This window comes from Sinorhizobium mexicanum (assembly GCF_013488225.1).
Lineage (GTDB): Bacteria > Pseudomonadota > Alphaproteobacteria > Rhizobiales > Rhizobiaceae > Sinorhizobium > Sinorhizobium mexicanum.
In genome coordinates, this window is record NZ_CP041238.1 from 2,827,288 (window position 1) to 2,847,487 (window position 20,200).

Genomic DNA, 20,200 nt, shown 5'->3' on the forward strand with positions numbered 1-20,200 from the left:
TTTGACAGCGAAAGACATCAACCTTCTAGGGTATAACGCAGCAAAGCACAAAACCGCTTTCCGCGCTCGCGCCGCCTCTAAACTACGAGAATCCATCACATTTAGGCTTTCAAATCGCCTTCAGGTGCTTCTTGTCATCGGCTGATGCCGCGCTAAGATGCGGAGGTTCTTTGACACGACCGGCCGCCGTGGGCCCAGCGTCCGTGACGGTTGCGCCTGCCGAACAGACAAAAGACATACCGCACGTCCGGCGCGCGACGAGGTCCGACCGGGGTTGCGACGAGCAAAGCCGGCGAAAGAACGAGAGGTCACATGGGAAGCGGATGGGGGCTGAAAGCATGATCAGACAGCTAACCTCGGGCGAGCGGCGATCCGCAGCAAGCATTCTTGTCGCGCTGGCGATCATCGGCCTGGCAATGGCGGCAGCTGGACGGGCCGACACGCTTGGCGTTCACGGTGCCATCGTTTTCCTCTACAGCCTCGTCCTGCTCTTTTTCATCCTCTCCGTCATCTTCGAGCCGGAACCGGAGCCATCGCGTCTGTCGCAATATTACGACGATCCGAGCAAGGTCGGCATCGTGCTGACGATGATTTGGGCGATCTTCGGCATGGGGGTCGGCGTCTGGGTCGCGGCGCAACTCGCCTGGCCGGAGCTCGCCTTCGACGCGGCCTGGTCCAGTTTCGGCAGGCTGCGGCCGGCGCACACGACCGGCGTGATTTTCGGTTTCGGCGGCAATGCATTGATCGCCACCTCGTTCCATGTCCTGCAGCGCACCTCGCGGGCCCGCCTCGCCGACCAGCTCAGCCCCTGGTTCGTCGTGTTCGGCTACAACCTCTTCTGCATCCTCGCCGTCAGCGGCTATTTCATGGGTATCACGCAGTCCAAGGAATATGCCGAAGCCGAATGGTACGCGGATATCTGGCTGGTCGTCGTCTGGGTGACCTATTTCGTGCTCTTCATTCGCACGCTGGCGCGCCGGAAGGAGCCGCATATCTATGTCGCCAACTGGTACTACATGGCCTTCATCCTGGTCGTCGCCGTCCTGCATATCGTCAACAACATCGCCGTTCCCGTATCGCTGACGGGTGCCAAATCCTATTCGATCTATTCCGGCGTTCAGGATGCGATGGTGCAGTGGTGGTACGGCCACAATGCCGTGGCGTTCTTCCTAACCGCCGGCTTCCTTGGCATGCTCTACTATTATCTGCCCAAGCGGGCCGAGCGGCCGATCTTCTCCTACCGACTGTCGATCATCAGCTTCTGGGGCATCACCTTCTTCTACATGTGGGCGGGATCGCATCACCTGCACTACACCGCCCTGCCCCATTGGGTGCAGACGCTCGGAATGACCTTTTCCGTCATGCTGCTCGTGCCGTCATGGGCCTCGGCCGGCAATGCGCTCGCGACCCTCAACGGCGCGTGGCACAAGGTCAGGGACGACGCGACGCTCCGCTTCATCATGGTGGCCTCCGTCTTCTATGGCCTCACCACTTTCGAGGGCTCGTTCCTGGCGATCCGGCCGGTCAACGGCCTCTCCCACTACACCGACTGGACGGTCGGCCATGTGCATGCCGGCGCGCTCGGCTGGGTCGCCTTCATCACCTTCGGCTCGCTCTATAGCGTCATTCCCTGGCTATGGAAGAAGAAGTCGATGTATTCGGCGCGGCTGGTGGAGGTGCATTTCTGGCTCGCACTCATGGGCACCATCATCTACGTCTTCGCGATGTGGAACTCGGGCATCCTGCAGGGCCTGATGTGGCGCACCTACAATGACAGCGGCACGCTGGCCTTTACCTTCCTCGAAACCGTGATCGCGATGCATCCCTACTACATCGCCCGCGCCTTCGGCGGTCTCCTGTTTCTCGCCGGCGCCATCGTCGGCACCTACAATCTGTACATGACCATACGCTACACGCCCGAGGACCTGACCGAGAATGCGGCCGGCGATCTTCCCGTTCCCGGCCGTGGCGAAGCCGTTGTGGCGGGAGAGTGACATGCCCGAGGCCCACAGAAAGCTCGAGCGAAACGCCATCGGCTTCGTACTCGCCATCATCGTGGTGTCGAGCATCGGCGGCCTTGTCGAGATCGCCCCACTCTACACGATCGACGAAACGGTCGAGAGTGACCCCAACATGCGGGTCTATACCCCGCTCGAACTCGCCGGACGCAACATCTACATTCGTGAAGGATGTTATGCCTGCCATTCGCAGATGATCCGTACATTGCGCGACGAGGTGGAGCGTTGGGGTCCTTATTCGCTCGCGGTCGAGTCGAAATACGATCACCCGATGCTCTGGGGCTCGAAGCGAACAGGTCCGGATCTCGCGCGCGTCGGCGGCAAATATTCCGATTTCTGGCATGTCGCCCACCTGATCAATCCGCGCGACGTGGTCGCGGGCTCCGTCATGCCCGCCTACGCATGGCTCGCGCGCAACCCGCTCAAGATATCCGATCTCGGCGACCACCTTGCGGCACTCCGCAAGGTTGGCGTTCCCTATACCGACGACATGATTGCCAACGCCCCTGCCGATGCGTTCGGCCAGGCATCGCCGGATGCCTCGCAAGCGTCGGGCGTCACCGAACGCTATGGCAATGACACGACGGTTTCTGCGTTTGACGGTGTTCCGAATCGGGTCACCGAAATGGATGCGGTCGTCGCTTATCTGCAGGTTCTCGGCAAATTGACCAAGGCAGCCGAAACCGAAGGCGCCGCCGGGCAAGGTGGCTAGAGATGGGAGGCTAGCGATGGACGTCGACCACAATACATTGGTGGCATTCGCCAAGAGCTGGGGGCTTTTCTATCTGATTGCCTTTGCCATCGTCGTGCTCGTCTACGTGTTTTGGCCGAAGAACCGGAAGAAATTCGACGACGCCAAGAAGAGCATCCTGGACGACAAGGACGACAAGCCATGGCAGCAGTAGAACGGGATCCGGTGACCGGCCGGCAGACCACGGGCCATGACTGGAACGGCATTGCGGAACTCGACACGCCGATTCCCAAGGTGGTGATCTTCTTTCTCGTTGTGACGTTCCTGTTCTCGCTGGTCTGGTGGATCCTGATGCCGGCCTGGCCGCTCATCACGACCTATACCAGGGGTGCTCTCGGGATCGACCAGAGGACCGAGGTGGAGGAAAGCATCGAGGCCGCGAACGCGGCACGGTCGATCTGGCTCAGCGATCTCGCGGCCAAGGACTGGAGCCAGATCCAGGCGGACGGAACCCTGATGGCGAAGGTCAAGGAGACCGGCCATCGCCTGTTCGGCGACAATTGCGCGGTCTGCCACGGCGCAAGCGGAACAGGCGGACCCGGCTTTCCGGATCTGACGGACGGCGACTGGATCTGGGGCGGCGACCCGGATGCGATCGCGCAGACGCTTCGCGTCGGGGTCAATTCGGCGGCCGAGGACACCCGCACTTCACAAATGCCCGCCTTCGGCCGCGACGGCGTTCTCGACAGGGCGCAAATCTCGGACGTGGCATATTATGTTCGCTCGCTCAGCGACCCGTCTCTCGCGACGCCCGAGACCGCCGACCGGATCGCAAAGGGCAAGGAGGTGTTCGCTGCCAATTGCGTTAGCTGTCACGGCGAGGATGCAAGAGGCAATGTGGACCTCGGAGCCCCGAACCTGACAGACAGCCACTGGCTTTATGGCCGCAGCGCAAACCAGATCGTCACCACCATATATGGCGGACGGATGGGGCACATGCCGAACTGGGGGGCACGGCTTGCGCCGGAAGAGATCAAGATCCTCGCTCTCTACGTCGCGACTATGGGAGGTGAGAACCAGTTCACGGGAGAGCAGAGCCAGTGAGTGACGCGGCGCTCGATCGACAGTCCAGGCAAGCGGGCGAAGGCAGGAAGCTACGCCGCCCCTGGTGGGTGCTGCCGCTGCTCTTCACGGTGCTGGCGATCTTCGCCGGTGCAAACCTCCATCTCATCTATGTCGCGGTCCGTTCCGACCCGGGCTGCGCGGCGCATCTTAAGGAACGCTCAGGCGTTGAAGGCGTGTACCGGGCGGCAGGGTCCGCCTGCTGAACTCCTTGGATCGGCAACGATTCGAGGGAGGAAATTGTGCAGTAATTCAAGAGGTTGCGGCGATCCTTGCGCAAACGACGCGCGGCGCCGCAGGAGGAAGCGGGATGGGACCGAACGAAATTGTCGAACCCTATGAGTCGCCGAGGGCACGCCATCTGCCTCCCGCCACCGTGTTTCAGTGGTTGCGCAAGGGATGGGAGACGCTGACCGTCGACCCGGTGCCGAGCCTGATTTACGGCGTCGGTGTCTTTCTCGTCTCGGTCGTGGTCGTCTGGACGCTGTTCACCTTCGGCTACGACTACATCCTGTTTCCGGCGCTTGCCGGCTTCATGGTGGTCGCCCCGTTTCTCGCGATTGGTCTTTATGAGAAAGCGCGCCTCACCGATGCCGGCGAAAAGGCGACGCTCGCAAAAATGCTCTTCGTGCGCCCCGCCTCCGGGGCCCAGGTACTTTTCGTCGGCGTGCTGTTGATGCTGTTGATGGCGACCTGGATGCGCGCCGCGGTCATCGTCTATGCGCTGTTCTTCGGCGTACGGCCGTTTCCGGGCCTTGACCATATCGCGCCGGTGCTCTTCGGGACGCCGACCGGATGGGCCATGCTCGTCACGGGCTGTGTAATCGGCGGTCTCTTCGCCGCCTTTTCCTTCGCGATCGCCGTCGTCTCGTTTCCGATGCTGCTCGACCAACGGCTCGACGCCTTCACGGCGATGGGAACCAGCATTTCGACCGCCTGGAACAACATGCCCGTGATGATCGCCTGGGGCTTCATCGTGCTCTGCGCCTTCCTCATATCGATCCTGACGGTAGGCGCAGCGATGATCGTGCTCTTTCCCGTCATCGGGCATGCGACCTGGTACGTTTATCAGGACATGAAATAAGCGCGGATCTTGCCTTGTAACGCCGCTATCCTTCCTGCCGCAGCGTCTCTTTCTGGGTGATCAGCCGGGCACTGTGCTGGCCGCTCAGGTAGATCCACAGCCAGCTCCAGGCGACGGCGAAACGGCTGCGCGTGCCGATCAGGAAGTAGATATGGGCAATGCCCCAGATCCACCAGGCGAGCGCGCCCTTGAGCTTGATCCTGCCGAAATCGATGATCGCGGCACGCTTGCCGATCGTGGCGAGGCTCCCCTGATGGCGATAGCGGAACGGTCCGGGCGCCGGCTTGCCCTCGAGCCTGGCGCGGATCACCCGGGCAACATAGGCGCCTTGCTGCTTGGCGGCGGGCGCGATGCCCGGCACAGGCTTGCCCCCCTCCTGGATGACCGAAGCCGTGTCGCCGATGACGAAAACATCGGGCAGCCCGGGAGCGCTCAGATCCTTTTCAACGATGGCGCGACCGGCGCGATCGGCCTCGATGCCGAGCCAATGGGCGGCCGGCGAGGCCTGCACGCCTGCGGCCCAGACCAGCGTGCGGCTCGGCACGAAGGCGTCGCCGATCATCACGCCGGCATCGGTGCAGTCGGTGACGGCAGCCCCCGTGCGCACCTCGACGCCGAGTTTTGCGAGTTCCCGGGCCGCATAGGCGGACAGTTGCTCGGTGAAGGCGGGAAGGATGCGCGGGCCTGCCTCGACGAGCACCACCCGTGCCTGCCGCGTATCGATGCGGCGGAACTCGCCCGGCAGCGTCCGATGGGCCATTTCGGCAATGATGCCGGCAAGCTCCACCCCAGTCGGCCCTGCACCGATGACCGTGAAGGTCAGCAGCGCATCGCGTTCTGCCGGGTCGTCCTCGAGCTCTGCCCGCTCGAAAGCGAGAAGCACGCGCCGGCGAATGGTCGTCGCGTCCTCCAGCGTTTTCAAGCCGGGCGCTACCGGTGCCCATTCGTCGTGGCCGAAATAGGCATGTGTCGCGCCGGTCGCGAGCACCAGCGTGTCGTAGGGGACGGGCTTGCCGCTGGTCAGGATCACGCTCTTGTTAGCCGGATCGACACCCACAACCTCTCCCAGCAGCGTGGTCACCTCCGGCCGGTCGCGATAAAGATTGCGGATCGGCCACGCGATCTCCGAGGTCGCCAGCAGCGTCGTTGCCACCTGGTAGAGCAGCGGCTGGAAAAGATGGTGGTTGCGCCTGTCGATCACTGTTATCTGGACCGGCGCGCCGCGAAGATCGTTGACGAGTTGCAGCCCGCCAAAGCCTCCGCCGACGACAACGACATGATGTTTTTCCTGCATCGCATTCCGCCTTGTTTCTCGGCAGAGTGTCTATCTTCGCGCATCGGCGCACAAATGCCTGTTCGGCATGGCTCCCCTGCAATAGATCGGCGCCGAGCTATTCCGCATAACCGACCGGCACGGCCGTGCCGCTTTTCAATACTTCCATGGAAATGGAGGCGGAAACGTCGAACAGCTCGACCTTTCGGACGATCTGCTTATAGACGACGTCGTAATGCTCCACGCGCGGCAGCACCACCTTGACGATATAGTCGTAGTTGCCGGTCAGCCGGTGCGCCTCGACGATCTCGGGGATATCGCTGATCGCGCGCCGGAACTTTTCGATCCATTCGTCGGAATGATGCGCGGTCTTGATCAGCGCGAATACCGTGGTCGGCACACCCATCTTTTCCCGATCGAGCACGGCGATGCGCCGCGCGATGTAGCCTGCCTCCTCCAGTCGCTGGATGCGCCGCGAACAGGCGGAAAGCGACAGGTTGACGCGCTCCGCCAGGTCGCTCATGGCCACACTGCCATCCTCCTGCAGGAGCGCCAGGAGCTTCCGGTCTCTCTCATCCAACACGCCAGTGACTCCTCGCTGCCGACCAAATTGACGCCAATAATTTGCGGAAAATGCGACCGTGACACAAATATTGCGCGCAGATTTCCCTAGATCTCTTCATCAAAGCAAACACATCCGGTCAAAGCCGCGCCATACTTTTAACAATGGAACGGGATCAGAAGGTGGCAAGACAGCATCTTCTTCGTCCCGATGTCGATGCCTGTTCAAGAACGAGGGAACCATGGAAATGCGCAAGATCGGCCTTATCGGCGGCATGAGCTTCGAGAGTTCGGCGGTTTACTACCGCATGGTCAACGAGGCCGTGCGCGAGCGCCTGGGAGCGCTGCATTCGGCCGAAGTGTTGCTTCATTCGGTGGACTTCCAGAAGATCGTCGACCTGCAGAAGGCCGGCCGTTGGGACGACGCCGCTCAGCGCCTCTCCGACGTTGCGCGCGGGCTGAAGGCCGCCGGCGCGCAATGCGTGCTGATCTGCACCAACACCATGCACCTGATTGCCGATGAGGTGCAGGCATCGGTCGACGTGCCGCTAATCAATATCATCGACGAGACCGCTGCGCGATTGAAGGCGGCTGGCAGCCGCAAGCCGCTACTGCTCGCCACGCGCTACACGATGGAGCACGGCTTCTATGCCGAGCGCATGAAAGGGCACGGGATCGAGTTGATGGTCCCGGATGCCGATGGTCGCACGCTGACCCACAACGTCATCTTCGACGAGCTTTGCGCCGGCAAGGTGCAGGAGCCGTCGCGCAAGGCGCTGGTCGCCCTCATCGAGACGGCCAAGGCCGAAGGCGCCGACGCGGTCATTCTCGGCTGCACCGAGATCTGCCTCATCCTCGATCCCGCAAACCTGCCGCTGCCGGGCTTCGATTCCACTGCCATCCATGCCGAGGCCGCTGTCGAATTCGCGCTTGGTCGTGAGAAGGCAAGCCGGGCCGCTTGAAAACGGCTCACCGGCGGCGCAATCGATCGCGTGGAGTCGCTCCGCCCTCAATGCGTGTCGCCCAAAGGCACGCTGTGGTTTCAGACATCAATGAAGACAAGGCGCGTTGCCTGCATACGCTTGACGCGACGCGCTCTTTTTAGGTCTGCGACCTAAGATCATAAACGTGAACGATTCTAATAAGTTACCCGGGATGCGGGCGGAAAACCGCACACATTTTTCCTTATCCCGCGCTAAACACCGTCCGGGGGCGCGAAGAAGCAATTCATGTGATCCTCGGTCGGGTGAAGACAGATGTGAAAATCGCTGTCGCCCGAGGGGATCTCGTCGCCATAGGGAACCTTGAACATGTGGTCCTTCGTCACGAGATGGTGATCCCCGGGGTGAAGAATGATCGAAAACCCGTGCGGCCCTTTTTTGACGCTGACGCCAGGAATGCGTTCGCAATCGCCGCCTACTTCACTGCCTCGACAGCAGGCAGGCGGATACGTCCAGCCACTGTGCGCGGGATGGGCATCACTATAGGGAGGAAAACCGACAATCGCTGCAGCGACAAATGAGGTAACCTTGCAGGCCATCAGACGACTCCGATCACATGGATAGCAGTCATCAACAGGCAGATTTTATGCCAGCTGGCCCACAAGCCTAGTAATCAATTCGGGAGTAGCACCGCTCACGCTATCTGGTCATACTCCGCCCGCGCCTTGCGGATCGTGTCGTGGTTTTGGAGCGACCAGTCGACGAACAGTTTGAGCGGCACGAGAAACGACCGGCCGAGATCGGTGAGGCTGTATTCCACACTCGGCGGCTGCGTCGGGTAGACCGTGCGGCTCAGATAGCCGTCGCGCTGCAGGTCGCGCAGCGTCTGCGTCAGCATGCGCTGCGAAATGTCCGGGATCAACCGCCGTAGTTGCGAGAACCGCAAGGGGCCATCGGCGAGCGACAGGATCATCAGCGAATTCCATTTGCCGCCGATATTGTCCATCACGTCACGAACCGGACAATTGGCCATATCCATCGGTACACCGCACACCATCACCACCCGCTTGCCCTTCACTGCGCCAGTCGTCTTGTTCATGGCGGTACCCCTTCCGTAACCACCGCAGAAAAAACTGCCTCCTTTACAGCTCTTAGCAGATTACGGGATAAGAGCAAATCTCAAAAAGAGACCAGCACTCGAAACCATGCCAACACTCTATGGAAGACGGCAAACAGGAGGCTGGAAGGCGAAACGAAAGGAAAGTCCATGTCCGAAACATTGCTCGTGACCGGCGCCGCAGGCCAACTCGGCAAGCTCGTGCTCGATACGCTGCTTGCTTCCGCCAAGGTGAAGCCGGCCGATATCATCGCCGCCAGCCGCGACACCACCAAGCTCGCCGCCTACGCCGCCAAAGGCGTGCAGACGCGCGCGGCGGACTTCGACGACGCAGCCTTGCTTGAAAAAGCATTCGCCGGCGCCGACCGCATCCTCATCATCTCGACCGACGTGCTGGGTCAGCCCGGGAAGCGGCTACAACAGCACCTGAATGCCGTGGCCGCAGCCAAGAAAGCCGGCGCCAGACACATCCTCTACACTTCGATGCCGAACCCGGAGACGTCGGTCATTCCGTTCGCGCCCGATCATCTCGGCACTGAAAACGCCATCAAGGCGACCGGCATTCCCTACACGATTCTCAGGAACGGCTGGTACATGGAAAACCTCTTCATGGCCCTGCCGCACGCGCTTGAAACCGGGCAGTGGTTCTCCTCCGCCGGTGCCGGCCGTCTCGCCCATATCGCCCGCAGCGACGCGGCCGAAGCGGCGGCAGCAGCACTCCTTTCCGGCTCCACGGAGAGCCGGACCTATACGCTGACTGGCGCCGAGCTGCGCTCGACCGACGAGGTCGCGGCCCTCGTCGCCAGCACCACGGGCAAGAAGCTCGAAGTCGTCCACATTTCCGACGAGGCGCTCGCCGGCGGCCTCAAGGGCGCGGGCCTGCCCGACTTCCTGGTCCCTATCGTCGTCTCCTTCGACAGCAACACCCGCGAAGGCCACATCGGCATGGTGACCGGCGATTTCGCCGCGCTGACCGGCAAGACGCCCATCAGCCTTCCCGCATTCCTCGAAGCGAGCAAGGCAGCGCTCGTCCAATAGTTCGCCGGACACAAAGCCCCGGTCACAACCGTCCGGGGCTTTTTGTCGAAGGTCGCATTGGCGTGCAGTGTCCGGGCTCTATCTACCTCCCCTGCGTCCTATGCCGACGTAGGCAATCGTGTAGCAGGGGAGGAAGAGCAATGACGGCGCCGATCGACTTCTGGTTCTCGATAGGAAGCCCTTATACCTTTCTGGCCGTCATGCGGCTGGCAGAAGTCGCCGAGAGGGCGGGCGTCGAGGTTCGTTGGAGGCCCTTCGACGCCCACGCAATCCAGCTTGACGCACACGACGCTCCATTCGCCGACAAACCGCTCAAGGCCGCCTATATGTGGCGCGATATCGAGCGGCGCGCCGCGAGATTCGGCCTGCCGCTGAGGCTGCCTATCCCCTATCCATTGCCCGAGTTGGAACAGGCCAACCGCGTTGCGATGCTCGCCGCCGAAGAAGGCTGGTGCCCGGCCTATGCGATCGCCACCTATCGCCGCTGGTTCGTCGAACGCGACCCGGCCGGCAGCGAGCCGAACCTGTCGGCGAGCATCAGGGAAGCCGGACAGGACCCCGCCCGCGTGCTGAAGCAGGCAGGCTCCGCCGCCATGGCCGATGCGCTTGGCGCCGCCACCAGGGAGGCGAAAGAGATCGGCATCTTCGGTTCGCCTTCCTTCGTCTCGGACGGCGAGCTGTTCTGGGGCCACGACCGCCTGGAGGACGCGGTTGAATGGCAGCACAATCTGGATCTGGGAAACCCGGGGTGAAGACTGGTAGCAACCCGTGACGACGCCGAGGAATGCCCTTGTCCCTCTCCTGGCTGATGGAATGAACGTGGCGGCGGGAATGATGGCGTAAAATCACGTCCTTCCCGATCCAGTGGCCAGCCAGCCATCGACAGAGAGCTTGCCCGCGCCCCAGGTGACGATGCCGAGCGCCATCGCCGCCCATGTCAAATGGATCGGCCATCCATCCGGAACGGTGAGCTGGATAACAATCGTCATGGCAAGCAGTCCGAGTGCGACGAGCCTTGTCGCCAACCCCAAGACAAGGAACGTCGGCAACAGCACTTCCGCGCAAGCGACGGCAAATGCCGTCGCGGCCGGAGCCGGAAAGGCATAGGGGCCACCCGGCAGATGCAGTTGGAATTCCGAGGTAAAGAGCAAGACGGCGACATCGTTCAGTTGCAGGAAGCCGTCCCATTTGCTCATGCCCGAGCGCCAGAAGGGCACGGCCAGCCCCAGGCGCAAGACAAGCTGGGCGAGAGACGTCGGCGCGATGGCTGCAATCAGGCCGTCGATCCGGCCGAGCCAGCCTGCGCCGCCCCAATTATCATGTCTTTCGAAGAACTTCGGTACGAGAGTCACCTTCTCATCCTCCCTAGATCTCGATGATTTGAGGTCGAATCGACCCAAAATCATAAACGTGATCGATTCTAATGAGTTAGAGCGGGACGCGGGCGGAAAACCGCCCACACTTTTCCTCATCCCGCTCTAGCGAACCGCGGCAAAAGCACCGGCCTCAAGCATCACGGCAATGGCAGTCGCGAGATCGAATTGCGGACAGTGCGCGCTTGCCGCCGCGGCAGCGCTTCCAAGCGGTTCGGCTGCCAGGAGGCTGCCGAGGAAGACATCGGCGCCCGGTGAAAGACGGCGAACCTCCACGTCGAGCGCCGGTCTCGTTATCAGCGCGTTCTCCGGCTCCCGGGCCTCGATGCGGCCGACCGGGCCGCTGTCGCGGTTCACGGAAAAGATCGTCACCGCCGGATAGACCGAGCGGACCAAGCGTGTTGACGGATGCGCCTTGAGGGCCGTGTCGGCGAGCGCGTCGGCCGGAAACGACGTCAGGGCCTGCGGCGACAGGACGGGCGCATCCGCCGCGTGATAGGCATCGAGCCAGGCCCGTTCGATGCGGGCGACATCGGCAAGCCACGGCATCGATTGCGCATATTCGTAACGCTCTATGAAGGCGGGAAAGTCCCGGCCGTACTCGAAGAGGAGCGGCGACGTCGGCAGCGTCTCCCGCACGTGAAACCGGGCCATCGCGCGAAAGAAGGTCTCGCCGGTGATGTGCATCGTCGCGGGAAACGCCGCGGCGAGCGCGTCGATCAGGCTGACAGTGACGTTGTTACGATAGACGCTGAATCGCTTGTCGGCGGTCTTGCCCACCGGCCCCCCAACGAGGGTAGGCGTGGCGCGACCGGGATCGAGCAGCGCCGGCGCGAAACGCCCCGGATAACCGAGATCATCAGCGCTCGCGGCAAGAGCTTCCCTAGCCGCACGCATGGCTCTTCCCCCGCAGGAATACGCTCGCGTGCCGGTCCAGAATCGCTTGTGCCGCTATCGCTTCGGCCTTCAGCACCGGCCAGTCGGGAATTGCGCTGTCCCATTCAATGAGCGTCGGAAGCGGACCGCACCGGCCGATGACGATGTCGAAGAGCGTCCAGACCGCGTCGGCGACCGGGCCGTCGTGGCTGTCGATCAGAAGGAGATCGCCCTCGTCGTCCTCTTGCTCGGCGTGGCCGGCCAGATGGATCTCGCGGACATGTTCGAGCGGATAATCCGCGAGATAGTCGAGCGCGGAAAAGCCATGATTGGTCGCGGAGACGAAGACATTGTTGACGTCGAGCAGCAGGCCGCAGCCTGTACGCCCGACCAACTCGCGGATGAACGCGGTCTCGCTCATCGTCGATTCCCTGAAGAGCAGGTAGGTCGACGGGTTCTCGATGAGTATCGGCCGCTGGATCGTCTCCTGAACCTCGTCAACATGGTCGGCGACGCGCTGCAGGGTGGCTCCGGTGTAGGGCAGCGGCAGCAGGTCATTGTAATAGGTCGTCTCATGCGTCGACCAGGCCAGATGCTCCGAGACAAGCGCCGGCTCGTATCGCTCGATCAGCCGCGCGAAACGGCCGAGATGGGCCTTATCCAGCGGCTGCGGCCCGCCGATCGACATGCAGACGCCGTGAAGCGAAACCGGATAATCCGCTCGTATTCGCGCGAGCGCCGCGTGCCGCGGCCCGCCCGCGCCCATGTAGTTTTCCGCGTGAACCTCAAAGAAGCCGCGGTCGGCCGCCTGATCTTCCAGAATGGATGTGATGTGCTGATGTTTGAAGCTGGTGCCTGCCAGTCCGTCGATCGCATGCGCCGGAAAACGGGAGTTTTCCGACGCGCCACGATCCGCGTGTATTGCCAATTTGGCCATCGTCGCCTCCGCTTTCCGGCGCTTGTCTGAAGGTCGTTTAGGAGGGAAGATCGCGCGACAGCGGCTCCGGCGAACCCTTGCGACCGGCCGGCAGGTCCATTGTCGTGCAGGTGCCGCCATCGACGAATTTCCAGGCATTGCCCTGATAGTCGACCGTCGACGTTGCCTGGCAGGTCGTACCCGGTCCGGCCTTGCAATCGTTCTGGCCCTTGAGCGCGACGCCGAAGCACTTCTCCTTGCCGGCTTCCGTTGCGGCCTTGACCTGGGCCTCCGTGAGCGGTGCGGCGATCGCCAGCGACGACACCGCTGCGGCAACGGCACTCGCCAGCATGGCCGCGCTTATCGAGGTTCTGGTGGACATCGTTTCCATCTCCCTTGTTGGTGCGTGCGCCTTTGCGTCGGCACACAGACCTTCCTTCGTCGCCGGCGGGAGAGATGTTACACTTTGCGGCTACACGCTTTCGTGAGCGCATTCCGTTCCGAATTCACGGTGTTTTTGGGTTGACTCGGGTCGAACAAGAGCCACCGTTTTCGAAGGCGCGAAGCATTTGTTGCGGGCATGTAACAAGCGGCGCCAATTGGCGAATTGGGAGGAAGCGCAATTGAACGGCGCGGACGACGGCGATCTCGCCCGGCTCTTTCGCACCGCACTTGGCGGCGACGAGAAGGCTTACGGCGATTTTCTGCACGAAGCCGCAGCGCTCGTCCGCGTCTGGGCGCGGCGCAGGATCGCATTTGCCGGCCTCGACCCGGAGGATATCGTGCAGGAAACGCTAATGGCCGTCCACGTGAAGCGTCACACGTGGCGCAGCGACTGCCCGGTCAAGCCATGGCTCTACGCGATCGCGCGCCACAAGCTTGTCGATGCCTTGCGGCGACATGGACGCCATGCCCTGATCGAACTCAGCGAGGTGGAGAATGAGATTGCGACCGAGGAAACAGAAACGGCTCGGGATTGGGAGATCGGCCGCGCCCTCGAAACGCTGACGCCGGGTCAGCGTTCGGTGGTGACGGCGATATCGGTCGAAGGGCGCACGATCGCGGAGGCTGCCAGAAGCCTTCGCATGAACGAAGCTGCAGTTCGGGTCGCGCTTCATCGCGGCCTTGCCGCCATCGCCCGGCGATTTGGACGAGGCTGACATGGAAACGCACGAACTCATTAAGGCCCTGGCGGCGGACACGAGACGAAGCGGCATGCCGATGGCCATCGCCTGGTCGGGCGCCGCCGTCGCCTCCCTCGCCGTCGCCGCAATCGTCTTCCTCGCCCTGCTCGGCCCGAGGCCGGACATCGCAAACGCACTGGAGACGTTGCGTTTCCCGTTCAAGTTCGTGGTGACGATCGCCCTTGCCGCAAGCGCCTTCGGCCTCCTGCGCATGTTGTCGCGACCCGAAACCGAGCCGCGCCCGCTGCTGCCCTATCTCGCGATCGCACCGGCTCTGCTTGCAGCAGGTGTTCTCGCTGAGCTCGTCGTTTCGCCCGCGAATGCGTGGTCGGCCAAGCTCGTCGGAACGAACAGTCTCGTATGCCTGACCTACATTCCACTGATCGGCACCGGCCCGCTCGCCCTGCTGCTGCTTGCGCTGCGCCATGGGGCGCCCTCGCGGCCCGCGATTGCGGGCGCGCTTGCCGGGCTCACCGCCGGCGGCGTCGCCGCGGCCTTCTATGCAACTCACTGCCCGGACGACTCGCCCCTGTTCGTCGCAACGTGGTACACGATCGCAATCGCGTTCCTGGCGCTTCTCGGGGCCTTCGGCGGCCGCTGCGTCGCCCGATGGTGACGCGTCGGCCGCATCGCAATCAGGAGGCCGCGCTCGCCTTTGGCCCTTCCGGCGCCTACGGCAGGGCCTTGCGCACGACCTTGCCCTCTTCCGCCTTGTAGAAGAACTGGCTTGCGACCAGCCAGCCCTTCAGCGGCCTGAGCGGCGGGATGCAGGTGAGAAGCATGAAGGGGCCGGTCGTCAGCAGATGCACCCAAAGCGGCGCGGCATACTGCACTTCGAGCCAGACACCGAGGAAAACGCTCGGCACACAGGCGAAGCAGATGACGAAAAAGGCCGGGCCGTCGGCCGGATCGGCGAAGGAATAATCGAGGCCGCAGACCTCGCATTCCCGGCGGAGCTTCAGGAAGCCTTCGAACAGATGCCCTTGGCCGCACCGCGGGCAGTGGCCGCGCAGGCCCGTCTGCAGCGGCGGAAGAGCCGGCCAATCTTCGTGTGAAGACATTGTCTTTCCTTTCCAGGGTTTCGTCGGCGGCAAGTGCAGGTGCGCAATCGCGGTAGCGCTCGTCGGCGCCGACATGCCGGATGGCAGCGGACAATCCGCCCCCGCCGGCTTCCGGAATAGTGAGCCATACAAAACATACATTGTCAAATAATTGTATGCATTCGACCCTGCGACAATTGCGCCGGACGTCGGCGCTGCCGTTCAGACGACGAAGTTTACCGCAGCCGGCGATTGCACGAGAAGATCGGCGATGACGGCGAGGCTGCGCTCAAGCTCATGGCGCGTTTCTGCGGCGCCCAGTCCGAGCCGCACCGCCTCCGGCGGGTTGGCAAGCGCGAATGCATCGCTTGTGACGATGCTGATCCCGGCCGTCCGCAGGCGGGCAGTGAACTCACCGCGTGTCCAGCCGGCAGGCAGGGTAAGCCAAAGGTGAAAAGCCTCGGGATTGGTCAGGACGCGATCGGCCGGCAGGATCTCCGCCGCGATCCGCTGGCGCCGCCCGGCCTCGGCGCGAATGGCAGCAAGCACGGCATCCGCCGTTCCATCCTCGACCCAGCGCGTGGCGACCGCCGCCGAAAGCGGCGAGGCCATGCCGGCGGTCGCGCGGATCGCGCCCTCGAGACGAACGGAACTCACCGCATCCGGGACGACGAGATAGGCGATGCGCAGCGCCGGTGAAAGGCACTTGGCAAGCCCGGCCACGTAATAGACAAGGTCGGGAGCGAGCGCAGCAAGCGGCGGTGCCGGATTTGTCGGCAGCGCGCCGTAGGCGTCGTCCTCGATGATCGCGACGCCGTGCCTGCGGGCGATTGCGACAACCGCCTCCCTGCGCTTGAGCGACAGAGTCGCCGTCGTCGGATTATGAAGCGTCGGATTGCAGTAAAGCGCCTTCGGTCGGTGCTTGACGCAGGCGGCCTCGAACGCCTCGGGCAACAGCCCCTGTTCGTCCACCGCAACGGCAGCAAAGCCTATGCCGAGATGAGCCGCGAGCGACCGCAGTCCCGGATAGGTCAGTGCCTCGGCGCAGATCACGTCGCCGCGCGCTGCAAGCATGCTGACCGTGGCAAGCAGCGCCCCTTGCGCGCCGGGGCAGACGAGCACCCGCTCCGCCGCCACCTCGCCGAGCCTCGGCCTCAGCCAGGCCGCCCCCGCCGTTTTATCCGGCAGCGAGCCACCGACCGCCTGGTAGCGCATCAGGAGGTCCAGGCCCCGCTCGTCCTCTAGGGCATCAATGCCGCCCCACATCCGGGCGATAAGCTTAGGGTCATCGAAGAGCGGCGGCAGGTTCATGCTCATGTCGACGAGTCCGCCGCCGGACGATCGGCCGCCATTCTTCCGCCGCGCCTTGACATAGGTGCCCTGCCCTACGCGGCCCTCGATCAAACCCCGCGTCCGCGCCTCGTTGTAGGCACGGCTGACGGTGGTGAAGTCGATGCCGAGAACGCCCGCGAGCGCCCGCTGCGGCGGCAGGCGCGTTCCCTCCTTCAGCCCGCCGGCCGCGATATCCGCCGCCAGCGCATCCGCGATCGCCAGATAAAGCGGTCCGGCCTCTCTGCTCAGCGCCGGCACCCAGGAAAGACCCGCCTTGTCCATCAACAACATCCCATTTTCCACAATGTATGGATATTGCATGGATGCGGCGCTCAGCGCAAGCGCTGCGGGCGAAGGCCGACCGCAGGCGGACTGCGGCGCAGTCGATCATCTCACTGATCTGATGGGGTCTTGAACGGTGGCTATGGCATCCTTCATCATCATCGGCACCACGGTTGTGGCACCGAAAACACTAAGGTGGTGCTCGTCTGAATAGAGCGGGATGCCGTCCTTTGCGACCATGCAAACAGGCCTGCACAGCAGCGGGACGGCACTGACGCGCTGCACGCCTGCATCCTTGTCCGCGATCTCGAGCACCCGGTTGACGCGCGCGTTACGCGCCTCGACTACCGCCCGCGTCGGGACAGGCGGCAAGGCGGCATCGATAAAGTGGTTGAGACCGAGAACGCGAGGGACGGACCAGCCGATATCCGGAATATCATCGACAATGATGACCTTTCGGCCGGTGCTGCGGATCGCTCTCACCGTCTTCAGCAATGCAGTCGCGAAGAGGGCATACTCCTCCTCGGGGCCGCTTTCGCCGCCACCCTTGCGGACGAGTTGCGCCTGCGGGCCGCTTCTTTCACTGTCGGGATCGCTATTGACGATATGCGACCAGCGGGCACTGAGGACGACCACGGGCGAGTCGCGGCCCTTTCGCAGCATCGACATGACCGCCGCGTTGAAGTCGGAGCAATCATGGTCCGGCCCTTTGTCCAGCCGTTCCACGCCAAGAAGGGGCGGGCACCCGCCCTTGAATGCAACCGCGCCTTGTTTGTGGCTTCTCTCGAGCAGCACATCGAGGCCGGACATGATTGCTCCCGCATGGGAATCCCCCCAGAGCAGGATGCTGTCCTTGCCTCTTGCTGCGCCGGTGTCCGCCCCGATGCGGCAAAGGCCTTCCGGCGGCGTCTTGCCGCCACAGCGATCGCGTTGCCCGTCAATGTCGAAGGTGCCGGAATAGGCCAGTTGCGCATCGCGCGAGAGGCGCCCCGGAAAGCCGTCCCACACATTCACTGTGGCCGCCACGACCGCGACGGCCAAAACGGCGGCCGACGAAGAGGCCAGAATGAAGTGGGGCGTAAATCCATTCGGCGCCCGGCGGCGGAACGGCGTTTCGATGAACCGCCAACTCGCATAGGCGCCGGCAAGTGATAGGGCGATGGCGATCAGCATCTGCTGCGGCGTAATTTCCATCGTGCCGCCCACCAGCTTGAAATAGACGATGATCGGCCAGTGCCAGAGATAGAGCGAGTAGGAGATCAGCCCGATCGCCACCGGGATGGACGCGGACAGCATCCGGCCGACGACTGTTACCCTCTGCTCGCCCGCCCATAATAGCGCCAAGGCGCCGAAAGCGGGCAGCATCGCGCTGAACCCGGGCAACAGCGTTGTATTATCAAAGGATGCGACCGCCGCCAGTATTGCGCCCAGCCCGAGCAGCGACGCCGCGTGACCAAGCCTTGCACTGCGACAGGCCGGAAAGGCGCCGACGGCAAGGAGCACGCCGAGCCCAAGCTCCCAGGCCCGCGTCGGCGCAAGGTAGAAGTTGGCCCGCGGGTAAGCGCCGCTTGCCCAGACGGAAAGCAAGAACGACGCGACACACAAGCCGGCGAATGCCAGAATCATGGACCGTCGCGGCAACCGGAAGAGCCACCATAACACCAAGGGAAAGACGATGTAGAACTGCTCCTCGACGCCCAGGGACCAGGTATGAAGCAGCGGTTCCAGATCCGCATCCGGGGCGTAGTAGTCCGCATTGGCATACCAGAACCAGATATTGGACGAGAAGAACATCGCGGCCAGCGCGGACCGTGCCAACCCGACGAACATGTCCGGCAGCAGCAGCAGTGCCGCCGCCACCAGGCAGGCAGCAATCGCGAAGAAAAGCGCCGGCAATATTCGTCGCGCTCGCCGCTCATAGAATGAGATCAGCGAGAAGCGCCCTGCTGCAAGCTCACGGTGGAGAATTCCGGCAATAAGGAAACCCGAAACGACAAAGAAAACGTCGACGCCAACCAACCCACCGGAAAAACCAGGAACTCCAGCATGGCAGAATACAACCGACATCACGGCGATGGCTCGCACGCCGTCAATATCCCTGCGGTATTTCACGACAACGCCCCCCAACAAGAGCGTGTTCTTAAATGTATTGAGTACGCATGATTTGAGTGTTCAAAATCGGCGCTGCTTATACGGCGGCTTTTGGACACATTTGTGGAACCGGCACCGCTTTACACGGGGCGGCCGTTTTTCGACCGACGCTCCCTGCGCCCCGGATCGCCGTTGGTCGCGACGGCTCAGACGCACAAGGAGCGCTGGAACAACTTGAATTTCTACGGGATTCTTCCCTTGAGCGACTCCGGTTCGGAGACCATGCAGCCGCTCGGCGCGCTCCAAAGAACGCGCAGCAGCGGCTCTTCAAAATCCCGTTACCGCTTGGCCATGCATGTCACCGAAAGTGTGCAGCGGTTTTGGGAAAGCGCCATGCACAAGGCCAAGGATGTAAAAGGCGTCGAATACGACGCCCTTTGACCTAGATCGCTTCACCGCAGGCGCGGCGGAAGCGGCGCACTGTCTCGGCCATGCCGTATTCCAGCGCGTCCGCCGTCAGGCCATGGCCGATCGAAACCTCGGCAAGCGCCGGGATGTGTCTTGCCAGCAACGGCAGATTGGCGACGGTGAGGTCGTGGCCGGCATTGACGGCGAGGCCGAGGCCAAGCGCGATCTCCGCGGTGCGGCCGAGTTCTGCGGCGATCCGCTCGGCCTTCTCGGGGTCATCGTAGCAGCCGCCATAGGGGCCTGTATAAAGCTCGATCCGGTCCGCTCCGGTTTCCTTGGCGATCTTCAACGCCTCCGGATCGGGATCGCCATCGGCGAAGAGCGAAACGCGGAAGCCCTTTTTCTTCAGCCGCCCGACCACATTCCCAAGCAGGTTGTGGCTCTTGCGAAAATCCCAGCCGTGATCCGAGGTCGCCTGCGCCGGATCGTCCGGCACCAGCGTCACCTGCTCCGGCTCGTGTCGTTCGACCAGTTGGAGAAAATCCTCGTTCGGAAAGCCTTCCATGTTGAATTCCGCCTGCGGAAACTCGTCGTCGATCAGGTCGCGGATAGGCTGGAGGTCGGAGAAGCGGATATGGCGCTGATCCGGGCGCGGGTGAACGGTCAGCCCGCACGCCCCCGCCTGAAGTGCGATGCGGCCGAGTCCGGTAACGGACGGCCAGGGAAGATCGCGCCGGTTGCGCAGCATCGCGACGGCATTCAGATTCACGGACAGTTTTGCGGGCATGTCGACACTTTCAAAGAGGCGGGCAACATCATCGATGCCGCTGTTCTACCGCAGATTTTATAAAAC

Annotated in this window: 24 protein-coding genes; 12 read left to right on the forward strand and 12 right to left on the reverse strand. The window is 62.8% G+C overall.

Going from position 1 to position 20,200, the window contains the following annotated elements; translation table 11 throughout:
- Positions 1–341: 341 nt before the first annotated feature.
- The 6 genes from ccoN (at position 342) to FKV68_RS13445 (ending at position 4,915) form a co-directional block, all read left to right on the forward strand.
- Positions 342–1,994, forward strand: coding sequence for a cytochrome-c oxidase, cbb3-type subunit I (gene ccoN / locus FKV68_RS13420; protein ID WP_180941504.1), 1,653 nt, complete (start codon positions 342–344; stop codon positions 1,992–1,994).
- Position 1,995: 1 nt separating this feature from the next.
- A complete protein-coding gene (ccoO, locus tag FKV68_RS13425) occupies positions 1,996–2,730 on the forward strand; it encodes a cytochrome-c oxidase, cbb3-type subunit II (protein WP_180938307.1) in 735 nt (244 codons plus the stop codon).
- Positions 2,731–2,746: 16 nt separating this feature from the next.
- Positions 2,747–2,923: a cbb3-type cytochrome c oxidase subunit 3 gene (locus FKV68_RS13430; protein WP_180938308.1), complete on the forward strand. Its 177-nt coding sequence runs from the start codon at positions 2,747–2,749 to the stop codon at positions 2,921–2,923.
- The gene (gene ccoP / locus FKV68_RS13435) at positions 2,911–3,813 is read left to right on the forward strand and encodes a cytochrome-c oxidase, cbb3-type subunit III (RefSeq protein ID WP_180938309.1); all 903 of its coding nucleotides are present in this window, start codon (positions 2,911–2,913) and stop codon (positions 3,811–3,813) included. Before FKV68_RS13430 ends, ccoP begins: the two co-directional genes overlap by 13 nt.
- Entirely contained in the window at positions 3,810–4,037 is a 228-nt protein-coding gene (locus tag FKV68_RS13440) for a hypothetical protein (RefSeq protein WP_180941589.1), read from the forward strand. The genes ccoP and FKV68_RS13440 overlap by 4 nt, the downstream gene beginning before the upstream one ends.
- Positions 4,038–4,141: 104 nt before the next feature.
- On the forward strand, positions 4,142–4,915 hold the full coding sequence (locus tag FKV68_RS13445) for a DUF2189 domain-containing protein (protein ID WP_180938310.1): 774 nt from the start codon (positions 4,142–4,144) through the stop codon (positions 4,913–4,915).
- A 25-nt stretch (positions 4,916–4,940) separates the two neighbouring features.
- Here the strand turns inward: FKV68_RS13445 and FKV68_RS13450 are convergent, their stop codons facing one another.
- Positions 4,941–6,209 (reverse strand): NAD(P)/FAD-dependent oxidoreductase, encoded by a 1,269-nt coding sequence (locus FKV68_RS13450; RefSeq protein ID WP_180938311.1) that lies wholly within the window; start codon positions 6,207–6,209, stop codon positions 4,941–4,943.
- A 97-nt stretch (positions 6,210–6,306) separates the two neighbouring features.
- The gene (locus FKV68_RS13455) at positions 6,307–6,771 is read right to left on the reverse strand and encodes an Lrp/AsnC family transcriptional regulator (RefSeq protein WP_180938312.1); all 465 of its coding nucleotides are present in this window, start codon (positions 6,769–6,771) and stop codon (positions 6,307–6,309) included.
- Positions 6,772–6,991: 220 nt separating this feature from the next.
- Between FKV68_RS13455 and FKV68_RS13460 the strand changes: the two genes are divergently transcribed.
- A complete protein-coding gene (locus FKV68_RS13460) occupies positions 6,992–7,711 on the forward strand; it encodes an aspartate/glutamate racemase family protein (RefSeq protein ID WP_180938313.1) in 720 nt (239 codons plus the stop codon).
- A gap of 233 nt (positions 7,712–7,944) precedes the next feature.
- Here FKV68_RS13460 and FKV68_RS13465 read toward each other — a convergent pair whose 3' ends face one another.
- Together FKV68_RS13465 and FKV68_RS13470 are read right to left on the reverse strand one after the other, a co-directional pair.
- Entirely contained in the window at positions 7,945–8,289 is a 345-nt protein-coding gene (locus tag FKV68_RS13465) for a hypothetical protein (RefSeq protein ID WP_245181298.1), read from the reverse strand.
- Between the two features lie 95 nt (positions 8,290–8,384).
- Entirely contained in the window at positions 8,385–8,789 is a 405-nt protein-coding gene (locus FKV68_RS13470; RefSeq protein WP_180938314.1) for a winged helix-turn-helix transcriptional regulator, read from the reverse strand.
- A 168-nt stretch (positions 8,790–8,957) separates the two neighbouring features.
- Between FKV68_RS13470 and FKV68_RS13475 the strand changes: the two genes are divergently transcribed.
- Both FKV68_RS13475 and FKV68_RS13480 read left to right on the forward strand, forming a co-directional pair.
- Entirely contained in the window at positions 8,958–9,845 is an 888-nt protein-coding gene (locus FKV68_RS13475; RefSeq protein WP_180938315.1) for an SDR family oxidoreductase, read from the forward strand.
- Positions 9,846–9,985: 140 nt separating this feature from the next.
- Entirely contained in the window at positions 9,986–10,597 is a 612-nt protein-coding gene (locus FKV68_RS13480; RefSeq protein ID WP_180938316.1) for a 2-hydroxychromene-2-carboxylate isomerase, read from the forward strand.
- 93 nt (positions 10,598–10,690) lie between these two features.
- Here FKV68_RS13480 and FKV68_RS13485 read toward each other — a convergent pair whose 3' ends face one another.
- The 4 genes from FKV68_RS13485 to FKV68_RS13500 all read right to left on the reverse strand — a co-directional run bounded on the left by FKV68_RS13485 (position 10,691) and on the right by FKV68_RS13500 (position 13,392).
- Positions 10,691–11,251, reverse strand: a complete 561-nt coding sequence (locus tag FKV68_RS13485) for a DoxX family protein (RefSeq protein ID WP_180941506.1) — start codon at positions 11,249–11,251, stop codon at positions 10,691–10,693.
- A 72-nt stretch (positions 11,252–11,323) separates the two neighbouring features.
- On the reverse strand, positions 11,324–12,115 hold the full coding sequence (locus FKV68_RS13490; protein ID WP_180938317.1) for an HvfC/BufC N-terminal domain-containing protein: 792 nt from the start codon (positions 12,113–12,115) through the stop codon (positions 11,324–11,326).
- Positions 12,102–13,031 (reverse strand): MNIO family bufferin maturase, encoded by a 930-nt coding sequence (bufB, locus tag FKV68_RS13495; RefSeq protein ID WP_180938318.1) that lies wholly within the window; start codon positions 13,029–13,031, stop codon positions 12,102–12,104. The genes FKV68_RS13490 and bufB overlap by 14 nt, the downstream gene beginning before the upstream one ends.
- 37 nt (positions 13,032–13,068) lie before the next feature.
- Entirely contained in the window at positions 13,069–13,392 is a 324-nt protein-coding gene (locus tag FKV68_RS13500) for a BufA1 family periplasmic bufferin-type metallophore (protein WP_180938319.1), read from the reverse strand.
- A gap of 241 nt (positions 13,393–13,633) precedes the next feature.
- On the opposite strand from FKV68_RS13500, the gene FKV68_RS13505 reads away from it, so the two are divergent.
- Positions 13,634–14,170 carry a sigma-70 family RNA polymerase sigma factor gene (locus FKV68_RS13505; RefSeq protein WP_180938320.1) on the forward strand — a complete coding sequence of 179 codons (537 nt, stop codon included), beginning with the start codon at positions 13,634–13,636 and terminating at the stop codon, positions 14,168–14,170.
- A gap of 1 nt (position 14,171) precedes the next feature.
- The gene (locus FKV68_RS13510) at positions 14,172–14,810 is read left to right on the forward strand and encodes an NrsF family protein (protein ID WP_180938321.1); all 639 of its coding nucleotides are present in this window, start codon (positions 14,172–14,174) and stop codon (positions 14,808–14,810) included.
- Between the two features lie 55 nt (positions 14,811–14,865).
- Here FKV68_RS13510 and FKV68_RS13515 read toward each other — a convergent pair whose 3' ends face one another.
- The 3 genes from FKV68_RS13515 to FKV68_RS13525 all read right to left on the reverse strand — a co-directional run bounded on the left by FKV68_RS13515 (position 14,866) and on the right by FKV68_RS13525 (position 18,960).
- Entirely contained in the window at positions 14,866–15,255 is a 390-nt protein-coding gene (locus tag FKV68_RS13515; RefSeq protein ID WP_180938322.1) for a DUF983 domain-containing protein, read from the reverse strand.
- Between the two features lie 201 nt (positions 15,256–15,456).
- Complete coding sequence (locus tag FKV68_RS13520; RefSeq protein ID WP_425347590.1) at positions 15,457–16,848, reverse strand: aminotransferase-like domain-containing protein; 1,392 nt, start codon at positions 16,846–16,848, stop codon at positions 15,457–15,459.
- A 105-nt stretch (positions 16,849–16,953) separates the two neighbouring features.
- Complete coding sequence (locus FKV68_RS13525; protein ID WP_180938323.1) at positions 16,954–18,960, reverse strand: acyltransferase family protein; 2,007 nt, start codon at positions 18,958–18,960, stop codon at positions 16,954–16,956.
- A gap of 171 nt (positions 18,961–19,131) precedes the next feature.
- On the opposite strand from FKV68_RS13525, the gene FKV68_RS13530 reads away from it, so the two are divergent.
- On the forward strand, positions 19,132–19,380 hold the full coding sequence (locus tag FKV68_RS13530; protein ID WP_180938324.1) for a hypothetical protein: 249 nt from the start codon (positions 19,132–19,134) through the stop codon (positions 19,378–19,380).
- A 1-nt stretch (position 19,381) separates the two neighbouring features.
- On the opposite strand, the gene FKV68_RS13535 is transcribed toward FKV68_RS13530, so the two are convergent.
- The gene (locus FKV68_RS13535) at positions 19,382–20,134 is read right to left on the reverse strand and encodes a pyridoxine 5'-phosphate synthase (protein WP_180938325.1); all 753 of its coding nucleotides are present in this window, start codon (positions 20,132–20,134) and stop codon (positions 19,382–19,384) included.
- Positions 20,135–20,200: the final 66 nt, after the last annotated feature.